This is a genomic window from Paenibacillus pabuli NBRC 13638 (genome assembly GCF_001514495.1).
Lineage (GTDB): Bacteria > Bacillota > Bacilli > Paenibacillales > Paenibacillaceae > Paenibacillus > Paenibacillus pabuli.
Map to the genome: position 1 here is coordinate 18609 of NZ_BCNM01000037.1, position 13382 is coordinate 31990.

At 48.9% G+C, this 13382-nt stretch carries 11 protein-coding genes; 1 reads left to right on the plus strand and 10 read right to left on the minus strand.

Going from position 1 to position 13382, the window contains the following annotated elements:
* Positions 1 to 21 precede the first annotated feature (21 nt).
* The 4 genes from PPA03S_RS30845 to PPA03S_RS30860 form a co-directional block, all read right to left on the minus strand.
* Positions 22 to 573 (minus strand): FHA domain-containing protein, encoded by a 552-nt coding sequence (locus PPA03S_RS30845; protein ID WP_068964297.1) that lies wholly within the window; start codon positions 571 to 573, stop codon positions 22 to 24.
* Positions 574 to 615: 42 nt separating this feature from the next.
* Positions 616 to 1077 (minus strand): J domain-containing protein, encoded by a 462-nt coding sequence (locus tag PPA03S_RS30850; RefSeq protein ID WP_062329789.1) that lies wholly within the window; start codon positions 1075 to 1077, stop codon positions 616 to 618.
* Between the two features lie 126 nt (positions 1078 to 1203).
* Positions 1204 to 1629, minus strand: a complete 426-nt coding sequence (locus PPA03S_RS30855) for a hypothetical protein (RefSeq protein ID WP_053781361.1) — start codon at positions 1627 to 1629, stop codon at positions 1204 to 1206.
* 182 nt (positions 1630 to 1811) lie between these two features.
* Positions 1812 to 3980: a hypothetical protein gene (locus tag PPA03S_RS30860; protein WP_062329792.1), complete on the minus strand. Its 2169-nt coding sequence runs from the start codon at positions 3978 to 3980 to the stop codon at positions 1812 to 1814.
* A 708-nt stretch (positions 3981 to 4688) separates the two neighbouring features.
* Between PPA03S_RS30860 and PPA03S_RS30865 the strand changes: the two genes are divergently transcribed.
* Complete coding sequence (locus tag PPA03S_RS30865) at positions 4689 to 6623, plus strand: vWA domain-containing protein (protein ID WP_245683776.1); 1935 nt, start codon at positions 4689 to 4691, stop codon at positions 6621 to 6623.
* Positions 6624 to 6813: 190 nt separating this feature from the next.
* Here the strand turns inward: PPA03S_RS30865 and PPA03S_RS30870 are convergent, their stop codons facing one another.
* From PPA03S_RS30870 to PPA03S_RS30895, 6 genes are read right to left on the minus strand one after another with little or no spacing between them, the layout of a single operon-like run.
* Entirely contained in the window at positions 6814 to 8406 is a 1593-nt protein-coding gene (locus tag PPA03S_RS30870; protein WP_062329796.1) for an FAD-dependent oxidoreductase, read from the minus strand.
* Complete coding sequence (locus PPA03S_RS30875) at positions 8396 to 9364, minus strand: ROK family protein (RefSeq protein WP_068964295.1); 969 nt, start codon at positions 9362 to 9364, stop codon at positions 8396 to 8398. Before PPA03S_RS30875 ends, PPA03S_RS30870 begins: the two co-directional genes overlap by 11 nt.
* Positions 9365 to 9377: 13 nt before the next feature.
* Entirely contained in the window at positions 9378 to 10205 is an 828-nt protein-coding gene (locus tag PPA03S_RS30880) for a MurR/RpiR family transcriptional regulator (RefSeq protein WP_062329799.1), read from the minus strand.
* The gene (locus PPA03S_RS30885; protein ID WP_062329801.1) at positions 10183 to 10890 is read right to left on the minus strand and encodes an N-acetylmannosamine-6-phosphate 2-epimerase; all 708 of its coding nucleotides are present in this window, start codon (positions 10888 to 10890) and stop codon (positions 10183 to 10185) included. Before PPA03S_RS30885 ends, PPA03S_RS30880 begins: the two co-directional genes overlap by 23 nt.
* Positions 10891 to 10925: 35 nt before the next feature.
* On the minus strand, positions 10926 to 12473 hold the full coding sequence (locus PPA03S_RS30890; protein ID WP_062329803.1) for a DUF4127 family protein: 1548 nt from the start codon (positions 12471 to 12473) through the stop codon (positions 10926 to 10928).
* Between the two features lie 55 nt (positions 12474 to 12528).
* A complete protein-coding gene (locus PPA03S_RS30895) occupies positions 12529 to 13380 on the minus strand; it encodes a carbohydrate ABC transporter permease (protein WP_411835390.1) in 852 nt (283 codons plus the stop codon).
* Positions 13381 to 13382 lie beyond the last annotated feature (2 nt).

Here is a 13382-nt window from a genome sequence, read left to right on the forward strand (position 1 = left end):
CTTGTATAATGTACGCCAACGTTATTTCACCAAAATGCGGGTATTGGCAATATAAATTAAGTCCCCTGCCTCAATCAGACTGGGTTCTTCGATTTCCAATTTGGATGCTCTGCTTTGATTTCCTTTACGTACGCCTACTCCACTGGCCGAGTCGATATCCTCGATGAACCATTGACCCGAGGCTTTGTTCAATACGGCGTGTTGCGAGCTAATGAGAGATGCATAGGGTGTATCGGAAAGATCAATGTCAGCCTCGCTGTTCTTTGAACTTTTCCCGATCAAAACACTCGTTTCGCCCTGAATATACCATTCCTTCACACTTGTACCGTCGTCGTCCAGGAGGACGAGTTTCACGACACGCGAAGACAATTTCTTCTTTTCCGCCTTGGCGGCTGGCATGTATTTAAAATACAGGTATGCTCCTCCAGAGAGGACCACGATAATTCCAGTTACCCACTGGGCACTCATATCCCGGTTAATGATAAATATGTAATACAGCACGGCTAACGAAATCATGGCGACGCATGCGTCAAGACCCATCGTCAATACCGACCTTCCTCGTCTCACTTCCATAACCTCCGCCTGAACCGGCATGATCCATAACGAGCTACCGGTCTACTTTTTTCGAACTCCGAAATATCGGTCAAACATGGCGGACATATCCATTCCTTTATTGGGACCGGCTTTGCCACCGTTTGGACTTTCCTTGCCTTTGGGGTGATAGCCAAAAAATTGTTCAAACTGTTCCTGCATCCGCGATGGATCCGACCATACTTTCTCGGTATTTGCACTTCCAGACTTCGCATTGCCTTTACTGTATCTGGCTGTATCGGATGCTGATCCCTTCGCTTGACCTGTATTACGTCCAGTGCGAAGCTGCTGATCATAAGCTGCTCTAAGCTCGGAATTTCCGAGTGTACTGTATGCCTCGTGTACTTGCTTGAAACGCGCTTCTGCCTGTGTATCCCTCCCATTGACATCCGGGTGAAATTTCTTCGCCAATTGACGATAAGCCTTCTTGATCTGCTCCGGAGAAGCTTCACGTTCTACACCAAGCACGGCATAATAATCTTTCATGGTATTCTTTCCTGCCTCCCTGCCGTATTCGGGCGTAAATAAAGATTAAGGGGCACCAGGGCCCCTTAAAATGACAGCGTTGTTCTGGACCAATCCTAACTGGCCCAAGACAACAGTTGTTCCCTTTTATACAGGGAAGCCGCCTTCAATTTTAGTGAATTCAGTTTTGTCTTTTTTCTGTTTGATGAACAGGCTGAATTCACCTACGCCTTCGGTATCGCCGAAACGCTCTGTGTAATCCACAACAAATGCGTTTGGCAAGTAAATTTTGCGAACCACTTGATCCGCTGCAACCACTTCCAGGGTTACTTTGCGGTAGCAATCCGCTTTTTCAGCAGGCACGAGAGACCACAAAGCAAGTTTCATCGTGTCATCTGCATTGTCACCGTCGGTTGCAGTGATAATTTTGCCGCTGATGCGAAGTGTTGCGCCTACATCTGTGGATCTAGCGTTGGAATCATCTGGTGTATCCGTGTCATACACAACTGTACGGATATTATCCATTCCCAATTCGATTGTTTCTGCGCCTTCTACTTTCAATACAAAACCCATTAATAAAAACCTCCTTAAGATTAGGAAAAATGTGCCCGGCATGCTCCCCATCTCGGGAGAGGCACCGGAATATATGTATAAAGGCAAGACGATGAAGTCTGCCTCTAACACCAAAGTAAATGTCTATAATTCGTTGTTTGAAGAATCAAACATAATAGTCAGACTTGTTCCAATGCTAGTCCTTACACTTTCATCGCACTGGTGCCTTTAGTAATCATGACCTCCAGGTTCTTCACGTTGCCGTTGAATACCAGGTCAATGTGGCACATGTTGCTCTTTTCATCGATGATAAAGCTCATATCGTCGCCTTCCTGAATGATCGAATTGATCGACCCTCGAGTTCCCAGCCACCGGCTCTTCTGACTGCTCGGATTGTTGCTGAAGAATTTGACGATATTTTCATGCTTGAAATCACCGGTTTGGAAACGGAGCAAGCGTTCAATGTAAGTACTTACAAGTGTTTTGTACAAGGAATCGAAACCATCTTCGGACATCGCCATGCTTCTTGCTTTGTAGACGGTGATCCGCTTGATGTCGCTATCCTGGATTTGGGCATTTTCCGATGAGAAAATAAATCCAAAGTTTTTTCGGTTAATCAAATCCTTGATGGTATTTGTAAATCCGGAAATTTCTTTGGTCATCGTTGTTACAACACGTAAGCTGTTGTCTCCTGCCTCAATGTCAAAACGCACACCTGGATAATCGCGGTTCACGTTTTTGAAAGCCCCTTTCAGGTATTCCGGACACTGATACGCAGCAACAATTCCTGCAGATACATAGGACGCCCCAACATACACGCCTTCAATCCACAATTTCAGAATGTCTTCCTTCTCCTTCGAAAGTTCCACACCATTCTCCGTCTGAAGCATGCGACTGTCGATAACGACACCCGATTTCTCTTTGGGAATAATCGTGAAGTTTGGAGCACTCGGAATGGCAAACTCGCTGTATTCCTTGCGGGTCAACACTGAACATTTATCGATATACTTATCAATGCCTGCGGTAGCCATGCTGCTGAACGTGGTTTCTTCCCCGGATTCAAAGCTGAAGAACACCTGCACCTTGTAATCCTTAACGACTTGCAGGAGCATTGCCAGAGATTCCATGCTGTTTCCGTCTTGTTTAACCACTTTCTCGTTACCACGGAAACGGGCACGGCTGACTTTGACTTGGCCTGTATTTTCCAGCTCTACGGAAGGAACGATACCGAACCAGATCGTGTCGGTAAAATCATTCTTCGCGTTGACAGTGTTGAGATATGTTTCAAGCCGCGGAATATTACTGCTCTTGACGAGCATATCCAGTTTGGCATTGGAGATCAGCATGGAAGGAAGCATGCCTTTGTTTTTAATCGCATATTGGTCAAAAAACATTTTGACACCCAAAATTTTCTCGACCAGCGGTTTTACCGTTTTCACAAAATCATCCTTGGCGTTTTTGTAAAACTCCAGGTATGTATTGTAGTTCTGCACTTCTACAGCTGTATCCACTTCAGACTGAACCGCAGGAAGCGGGCAGAATGTGCGGACCACCAGATCCTGTACATACGGCGAAGGTGTCTCGGAGAGTGAGTCATAATCTTCGGCAAATACTTGCGTCAAATCGGTACTTGTCGCTTCATCAAGAAGCATCAACTCGTTGTTATCACTCTTCGGAGCTTCGATAATTTTCAATTCTCCGCTCTCACCAATCGTCAGTTGTCCCACCTGAATCGCTTCAGAGGATGTTTCTTCCTGAGCCCGGCCCAACAACAAACGTGTCTTGATATCTTCAATGGCGAGTGGCAGCATGGCCATGACATTGTTGTAGTTCCGGCTTGCATCTTCAAACATGACATTCAGCTTATCCCCGATATCCAGCTTCTTCGGGTCGCCGTCATCCAGCTTCTCATGCTGGCCGTACATGTAATGAATTTCTTTGCGCACCTGCCGAATGTCATCCATAACTTTCTTCGGTGAGATCATATCGAGCAGATTTTCAAACTTGAAATCAACGTTCGTAATACCTTGACTGCGCTTGGTATCGATCAGGGTGAACAGCATTCTCAGAAAGTCATTGCTATGATCGATCTTGATCTCCGAGATTGCTTCTTCTGGAATACCTTCAGGCTTCTTAAGCGTATACATGACTTTCTGGTTCACCGCGTTGAAAAAGGAGTAGACGCTAGGTGAGAACTTGTCCAGAAACTCGTCGAAGCTGCGAACAAGCAAGTGCTCGTTAATTTCCTTGATCTTATCGTCACTCAGGCTGTCGATGCCCTTAACATCACCGACAATGGTGATCAAGTCCAGCTTCTCGGGATTAATTTCTTCAAAAAGCATCGTTCGGTTCGTTTGATTAATAATGTCCATTCAGGCAACATCCGCCAGGATGGTGATCATTCAGGCGAATGCTTCCCCCCCTCCATCAATTTTTGACACTCCGCACGTCTCTATCAGCCTTTGGTCGTAATCTAAGAGAATCACTCCTCTCAGGAACACAAGACCAATAGAACGAGCTGTCAACATACGACTGGAACTTATGTACCAGATTATGCCGTTTGCTTTGGAGATTTATGGAATTCATCTTAATCATCAGCGATATGTTTTGTCAATATTACCCACTATAGGTCTAAAAGCTCATTTTATGACCTTCTATATACCTATAGAACTAATTTCTGGAATTCGCTTCACTTCTTTACGAATCATGCCGATGATATAGAATATCCTATAATTTGGATGATGTTCAATGATTTAAGACTAGTGGGTTTTTCCCCCTAATCAAGAGTAAAAATACTTAAAGTATGCGGTGTTGCATTATTCTCAACTAATGAAAACTACGCATAACGGCGTTATATCGTGTATAAGCAAAAGATTTTCAAAAAAGTTTTGATATTCCCAAAAAATGAACCGAAGTTTTCAAACCAGAAAGGAGATTCGAAGCCTCACATGATATTAATTAAATGCAAAAAAATACTGCTCTCCCTATTGCTAATTATCGTTTTACTTCCAGCATGGGACATTGGGAGCGTGTACGCGGGATCCTCTGTCAAGACCCACGCGTATGAGGGGCTAGATGCCATGTTTGTCCTGGATGTTAGCTACTCCATGAATGAGACTGACAAAGATCGCATTGCCGAAGAAGTTATACATATGTTTATGGATATGAGTAGTGGACCTAAGACCCGATTGGGGTTCGTAGCTTATAATGATCAAATTACTTCGTCCGTACCTCTATTGGATATATCATCCTCTGGGGCACGGAATAATCTTCGTAGCCGTGTTGATGGCTTAAAACGCTCAGGATATACAGATCTTGGACTTGGCTTGCGCCGAGGCGCGAGCCTGCTTGAACAATCCAAGACGGATAAACGTAAGCCTTTTATGATTTTGCTCTCTGACGGGGAAACGGATTTGCGTGGTTCTACGGGCAGAACACCAGCTGACTCCTCCAAAGATGTGGACAAGGTTATTGAGATGGCACAAAAAGCTGATTATCCCATCTATACCGTCGGGCTAAACCGCGATGGTACGGTTAATCCCGCTGAACTGGAGCGAATAGCGCAAGAGACGGGTGGATCTTCCTTTATTACCGGAAGTGCGGACGACCTGCCGGAGATTTTCAACCGGATTTTTGCAGATCAGATTCAGTCTGTTCTTGTGTCTGTGGCGGCAGTGACAGCAACTGGTGCGATGCAGGAGGTAACTGTCGATATTCCCAATTCAAGCATGGCGGATGCCAACATTATCATGCTCTCTGATCATGCTGTCTCTGAAGCTCAGCTCTATTATCAGTCCAGCAATGTCAGCTTCATCCGGTCTGATAAATATGCTCTAATGAAGATCATTCGTCCGGTCAAAGGACAATTCAAACTGAAATTCAAAGGCCGCAGCGGGGATCTAGTGAAAATCAACCTGCTCGGTAACTATAACGTGTCTGCGGTTGCAAACATGGCAACAGAGCAGCCAGTTAAGGGGAAAAGTATCACATTTGAAGCCTCTTTCTACGATCAGGCCGTGAACCCTAAACCCATTCAGGATTTGAATGTTTACAAGGGACTTGAAGCAGAACTCATTGTGACCCCATCTGATGGGAAAACAGAGCGTATCCCTTTGACCAATACAGGCAGCGGATTTATGGGAAAATACACTTTTCCCAAGTCAGATCTATACACATGGGGACTACGAATCGACGGTCCTGACTTTTATCGGGAAATCACGCCGGTTGAAGTAGACATTACGAATCAGGCCCCCATAGCAACTGGGAAATCCATGGTGTTATCCAAAGACAATAGCAATACGGATGTTGACCTAAGCAACTACTTTAAAGATGCCAATAATGATCCATTATCGTATGTCCTCGTAGATGGTGGTAATGAGCGAAAACTCGGAGATGCCGTCATTGAAGGCAATATACTGCGTTGGTCTTCGCTTCATACCGGAAGTTCAACCATTAAAGTGACAGCAACGGATTCTGAGGGGGCGAGTATTACTGCAGACATCCAGCTGCAAATTCATTCTTTACGTGAAAAGGTACTGCTTTATACGGGACTGGGTCTCCTCGCAGCCGGGGGCATCTTCGCCCTGTACTGGTTTGTGCTGAAACCAAAACCAGTATTCCGCGGAAGACTGGAAGGGTACTTCCTCGCCACTGCGAACGGAGAAGATATCCCCGTGACGAATTGGCCACTGACTTCATTGGAGCGACGAAAAGTAAGTCTCAGTGAACTATTTAATCGAATGGACGTTGGGGTCAAGGTGCCGGAGTCCGGACGAATCTGGCTGGAAGCTGGTAAAAAAGAAACGTTATTGGTGCGGCATGACACGAACTGTACTGTCGTCCGAGGACGAACACCCGTGAAGCCCAGACATACAGAAGCTCTAGAGTACAATGAAAAGTTGTATATTACGTTCGAGGATGGAGTCACGGAGATTGAAATTCGATACAAAGCCATCAAACCAAGTACCAATATCTATGTAGGACAAAAGAAAGATCTACAGCAGTCCATGGGATAATCGCAGTTTGATAAGAATCATCAACCCGGAATGGCACTATTGTCTAAAACAGATGAACAAAGTAGAGTTAATCGACCTACAGAAGATGATTCCTGTACTGAACACTGAACAGGAATCATCTTTTTTTATCCCCTTGTTATCTCTAGTGTTTATGTGTAGTGGCTATAGAGACTTTCTATTAAACGTCTGTCTAACACTCCTCTTCCAGCTCCGCATCTGTCCAATGCAGCTGAACACCCTGCCGAATCAACTGTGCCTGATAGGACTGAAGATGCTCATCTGTCTCTCTTACTGCCGCCGGTTCAACCTGATTAGCAATCGCATATGCCGCAAGGGTACCGGCAGCCTCTCCAATATTCCATTCCGTGGGATGCAGACGGTAACAACCGTTCGCAATCTGGGTCATGGAGATATTCTTGCAAGCTGGGAGCAAGTTCTTGACTCGTACCGGGATCAGTGCACCCAGCGGAATCTCATAGGGATGGTTAGGAATATAAAAGGTCCGCTGGCTCACGGTAGTAGGATGGAGATCCAGATGATAGCTGCCTACGCCTACGCTGTCCTCGTACCGCTTTACTCCCTTTGCTCCACGCAATTCCTTGCTCACATCCTGTTCGGTTACGGTATACAGGCCGCGGATTCGGCGTGATTCCCGAATGTAGGGAGCTTTCGCCAGACCGTCTTCCGTGCCGAGCACATCTCCGCGCAGCCGCAGGCCGGGATAGCCCTTTCCGCCATCAAGACGGGGAGCCTCGGTTTGAAGCCAATACACCAACGAGAGAGTTAGCTGTTTTGCGCCCTCCAGATGCTGTTGCCTTTCTTCTGGGGATACGCCGATCAGGGGACCAGCATAATAATCGTTCAATGCCCAATTAAGCAGTGTCACTCCACCGTCATTCAACGGTTCTGACCATAAGTCGGGATCAACGATCCGCCGATAATCCCATAGGGAGACAACACCCTGTTCATTCGGGAACATCGTGAACTCTTTCAGCCTGGAGGTATCATTCGCATCCGAAGCGTACCAGCTCAGGATCGGATACGTTGAGAACGAAGGGACATACTGTCGCCAGTAGTCATATTCCCGTGGACGGGGAATGGTGAAGTTCCCACCATGTACATAATCCACCGCCGCCACATGGGTAATGGACTGCATGTCTAGCGGGTTTGCTTCTTCCAGGGCATGTGGTTCACCCGTCTCCTGCCGAGATTCCGCCCCAATTACATGCTCCACTCCGGCAAGGGGGAGCAGATCGCTGCATTCTGTGGCATCCAGATAATAGGCACCCCGGAGCTTAATTAATCCTCCACTTCGCCCTTCACGCACCATCACGCCAGTCACCCGATCATCTGCTGTATCCACATGAACCGGTACGGTATGATAGAGCACTTCGATCCGTCCAGTATTCACATAGGGCGCAAGCATCTCATGCAGAACCGCAAGTGCCACCTTGGGCTCATGCGTCAAGCGACTGACCCAGCCATTGCCAGGATTCAGAATGGGATTAAACCTGGCGGAATCCGTAAGTGGATAATTCCTTCTGTAGTAATCCCTGACCCTGCTGCGAAATTCACGATACGATTCGGTGCAGCCGGATTGTTCAATCCAGCGGTGCTCATCCGGGGGCACAGCCTGCGAGGTCAATTGGCCACCAAGCCAGTCCGTCTCTTCCGTCAAAAGCACCCGCTGACCTGCTTTGGCTGCGGCGAGTGCAGCAGCTGTCCCGCCAAGTCCGCCCCCGATAATGACAACATCAGTGCATTTTTCCTGTTCAATAGCCATGCGCTTTCTCCCCCTTGTCGCTGCCTCCGGGCCAAGTTGATCCATCTCGGTACAACCGATCCAGCGCCAGTCGTGCCGCCCCGAAGCAGCCAGCCCGGTTGCCAAGTTCAGCAGCTACAATCCGGTCTGCCAGCCCTTCACTGTGCAGTTTGTTGGTAAGCCGATGCCACCATATGGCATGGTCATGAATCACTCCACCACCGAGAATAATCCATTCGGGATCCATCGATGCGCTGATATTGGCTATAACCAGCGCCAAATCGGCAGTGTATTGCTCCAGAATGACCAGCGCTGTGGCTTCTCCCCTTCCTGCGGCTGCCATGATCTCACAGCCATGAGTATACGTACTCTTCGTCTGTTCCAGTGCAATCCGCTGGAGCGCACTGCCGGAAACATATTGCTCCACACAACCCTGTTTGCCACAATTGCAAGGACGTCCTCCAGGCACAAGTACGCTGTGTCCCCAATCCCCGCCGCGCCAGCCAGCTCCGCGCAGCAGTCGGCCTTCGTACATGTTGGCTCCACCGACACCGGTGCCAAGAGTCAGCATCACCAGGCTTGGCTTGCCGCGGCCTGCTCCAAGCCATGCCTCTCCGATCAACGCAGCATTGGCATCGTTATCGGCAGCTGCAGGCAATCCGAACGTTTCCGCAGCCCATTGTGTAAGCGGCATGCCCTGCCAACCGGGTAAATTGTCGGTGGCGTAGACTACCTCCCCTGTCGTTACATTCACCCTGCCGGCTGAAGCAAGGCCTATGGCCTCCACCTCCGAACATCCTGCCAGCAGTTCACTCAACAGCTCATTTAACTGTCCAAGTATGCCTTTCCGCCCATGACACGTCTCTGTTGCCCGTGCCATTTCCGCAAGAACCATTCCGGCTTCATTCACTACAAGCCCCTTGATACCCGTGCCTCCGATATCCACACCAATGACCTGCCGCAGCGGCTTCTCCCCCATTCAGGTACATGATTCAATAAATACGTTCAATAACCGCCCTTGCTGTCCATTCCTTCATTTTCTTGCTCTCTTCCACATGCAGTCCCTCCAACCCCTGGCAGAGAAGATCGATAATGAACAACTGGGATATTTTGGCCCCGACGGACCCACCTTCGAGCGGAGATTCCTTCCCTGCAGTCAAAAGTACAACATCTGCAATGGAGGCAATAGGAGATTTGGCATAATTCGTCATGGCAATAATCTTTGCTCCGTTCTGTTTGGCTTTCATCAGCATATCATTCGTATCCAGTGTACTCCCCGATACGCTGATGCCAAAAGCAACATCGCCTTCCCCCATCGTCACCGCCATCATGGACTGAATATGGCTGTCTGAATTGGCTTCCACACGCCGCCCGATGCGCAAGAAGCGATTCTTGGCATCCAGAGCCGTTATCCCTGAAGAGCCTACGCCAAAGAACTGCACATATCGTGCTTGATCCAAACACTGTACAGCCTGCTTCAGTTGTTCTCGATCCAGCATCCCCTGCGTCGATTGAAGCACACCTATCATGGAAGCATATAACTGGTCCGCAGCATCATTCTCTTCACTCCCGCTTTCCAGATGAATCTGCCGTTTTGGCAGCCCTTGGGCCAACATCAGCTTGAAATCCTGATAACCTTTAAACCCGATTTTGCGACAGAAGCGCATCACCGTAGTTTCTCCCGTCCCTGCAAAATCAGCCAGCTCTGTTACGGATAGATAGATCAGGTTATCCGGATGCTCCACGACGCACCGTGCTACCTTCTGCTCCGACTTGGTCATTGAAGGGTAATACGTATTAATTCGATCCGTCATTTCCATCGTTTCTCATCCTCATCTTTGTCGTCACTTCCGCAAACCGCCGGGTAATCAGCTGCGGCCTTGTTATGGCAGAGCCTACCACTACAGCGTAAGCCCCCAGTTCCAGCGCCTGTTCCACCTGATAGGGCTGGCTGATTCGCCCTTCAGCAATGACCGGAATCTTCAGACGCTGAGCAGCGAGCTTCAATAGCTCCAGATTCGGTCCATCCTGCTGCCGGGAGTAAGGTGTGTAACCTGCGAGCGTAGTTGAGACACAGCTAACTCCAAGCGACTCAGCGTATACCGCTTCCTCCAGAATCGAGATGTCCGCCATGGAAACCGTTCCGTTTTCGTTCAGAAAGTCTGTAATTTGTTCAAGCGTATCGTTCTCCGGCCGCTTCTGCCGGGTCGCATCCAATGCAATGATATCTGCACCCGCCTCCAGCAGCTCGTCGATTTCTCTCATCGTAGGAGTGATATATACCGAAGAATCCGGGTAATTGCGCTTCACAATACCGATGACTGGCAGCGATACGGCTTGCTTGATCGCCCGCACATCTGCGGCACCGTTCGCCCGAATCCCGACTGCTCCGCCTTCTTCAGCAGCCGCAGCCATCCGCGCCATGTACGCCGCGCCGTGCAGCGGTTCATCCGGCAGCGCCTGACAGGAAACGATCAGCCCCTGATGAAGGTTTTTCAGGGTCATTTTTCTCAGGCTCCCCACCCTCTCTCTCTTATAATCTACTTCTCGCTCGCACACGCGGTCGGGACAAACCGTACAGAAAGCCCTACTTCGAACATCCGGTTCCACGGCATGTAACAATCGATAATCGTTACACTTCCAGAAGAACTGTCAATGCGAACAACCAGCTCCTGACGCAGCCGTTCCTCTACTCGGGCAGCAATGCGGCCTCGCGGTCCATCCAGCATATATTTGCCGTACCCCATCTCCTGCACCGGGCCATTGCTCAGTTCTCCCCGAACAATGGAACAATAGCAGACATCCTCGGCATACCGCAGTGCGAGGAAATCAAGATGCTCTTGTGTACGCCCATAGATGAGATAGATCATGGCCTGCGAGATGACGGTTCCGAGCGAGTTGGAACTCGTGTTCCAGGCTGCATACCCGGCAAGATCGAATAACATGTCTTTTTGCCGCAGCATCTTGACCAGCTTCTGATCGCCCCCATTGGCGTATCCGACATCCGCGACAGCGATCGGTTTCCCCTTGCACCTAAGCAGATAATCCCCGTATTCTATTAACTCCATCAGGTTCCGGTACACATCATAACTGTAAAAAGCATGCTGCTGCGATACCGCCTCTGCCATCGTCTCACCCGGCGTACTGATTAGCAGGATCAGTTCCGCCTCATCTGCACTTGATGCAATGAGTCCGCCTGCGGCCAGAATCTGATACTTCAGGGTCTCATAGAAAAATCGATCCTCGAACAACGGTGTAACAAATGCGCCTTGTACAGACGACAAGCGGGGATACACAAGCGGCATTCGGCCGCGGGCTTTGTTCATCATCCGGGTAAGCAGTACGCAGCCCACTTCGTCTGCTCCTGGATACATATAGACCTTAAGCTCCAGATCCAGGGCAGTAATGCTTGCCCGGACCTTCTCTTGATCCTTTGCCGTATGACCATAAGGCGCCGAATCATCCTGCGGAACAATCATGAAATCGATGATCCCTTCCTTCACCAGAGCCATCACCTGCTGGTTCGCTGCAATATTTATTGCCCTTCGCCCAAGGTAATCTTCCAGCACCTCGGGTGGCAGCCGGGTGTCAATTTCCTTCAGTTCGCGGATCTCCTCATCCGTCGCAATCCCCAGTTCCAGCCGATGGCTGATGAAGCCCTTACGAAAGATTTCCCGCCCCCATTCAGCATAATAATCCGGCTCTTCATCCGACAGGGAATACTGCGGACAGCGCATAATCAGTTGGAACGCATATAGGATCAGCTGTGGGTGACGCTTCTTGATTCCCCTAATTCGTTCCAGACGTTCGGTCAGTTCTTCCATCTTCAGCTCATGCAGGCGCGATGGAATAATACCACCATAGAGCAGCGTATCCAGTGCAACAACTGCACCGTCTGCCCCTGCACAGCTTTCCTCGAACCAGGACCAGAGCTGCTCCACATCGCCTGGGCGTTTCTTGAGTCCCATCATGTCTAAGGGCGGACGTTCCAAGGTGAATTCTGTCCCATGTGCCAATAAATAAGGGAATTCATAGTTGCAAGGTCGTTCATCCAGCGGGATAAATGCTAACTTATACTGCTTTGGCATGAATGCAATCATCCTTTCTGCACTTAAATCCGGTCATCTTCGTAACTCGTTCGTTTCACCCTTTAATCGCACCAGCAATGCCTTCCATATAGTATTTCTGCGTAAAGAGAAAAACGATAATAATCGGCAATACCGATATCATTGTTCCCGCGGCAATCCAGCCAAAGTTGTAGGAAAACTGACCATTTAAATACGTAAGAGCTGCGGCCAGCGGATATTTCTGCGGATCATCCAGCACGACAATCGGCCACAGGAAATTGTTCCAGAATGCCATGACCTCCAGCAGCCCAATGACGGCAATGCCTGGCTTGACCAGAGGCATGACAAGCTGTACGAAGATACGAAGCTCGGAGGCACCATCCATTTTGCCAGAATCCCTGATATCCACCGGTATGCCCAGAAAGGTCTGCCGCATCAGAAAGATGTTGAACACCGACACCGCAGCCGGGAGCACCACGCCAAGAAATGTATTGCCTAGATGCAAGGCTTGTATGGTCAGATAATGCACAATCATAGCCGTGGCAGACGGAATAACCATGGTCGAGATCAGCAGTGTGAAGACCAGATTCCTTCCCTTGAACCGAAAAACCGCCAGCGGATATGCCGTCAGACAGGACAAAACGATATTGAACACTACCCCGAGGAGCGTAATGACCACAGTATTCATGATGTAGCGTGGAAACTCCATGAACTCCCACACCTGCACATAGTTGTCGAATGCGATGAATGTGGGCAGGATCGCAGGCGGACTCGCAAACACATTGCGACCTGGCATGAGCGATACGCTAAGCAGCCACAGGAACGGACCCATCATAAACAGGGCAAGCAGGATTAACAGTACATAGGTGATCAAATAGCGGAGGCCTTTTTTCACTTTTTTAGACGACAGTGTCCTCAGACTCAGAATCC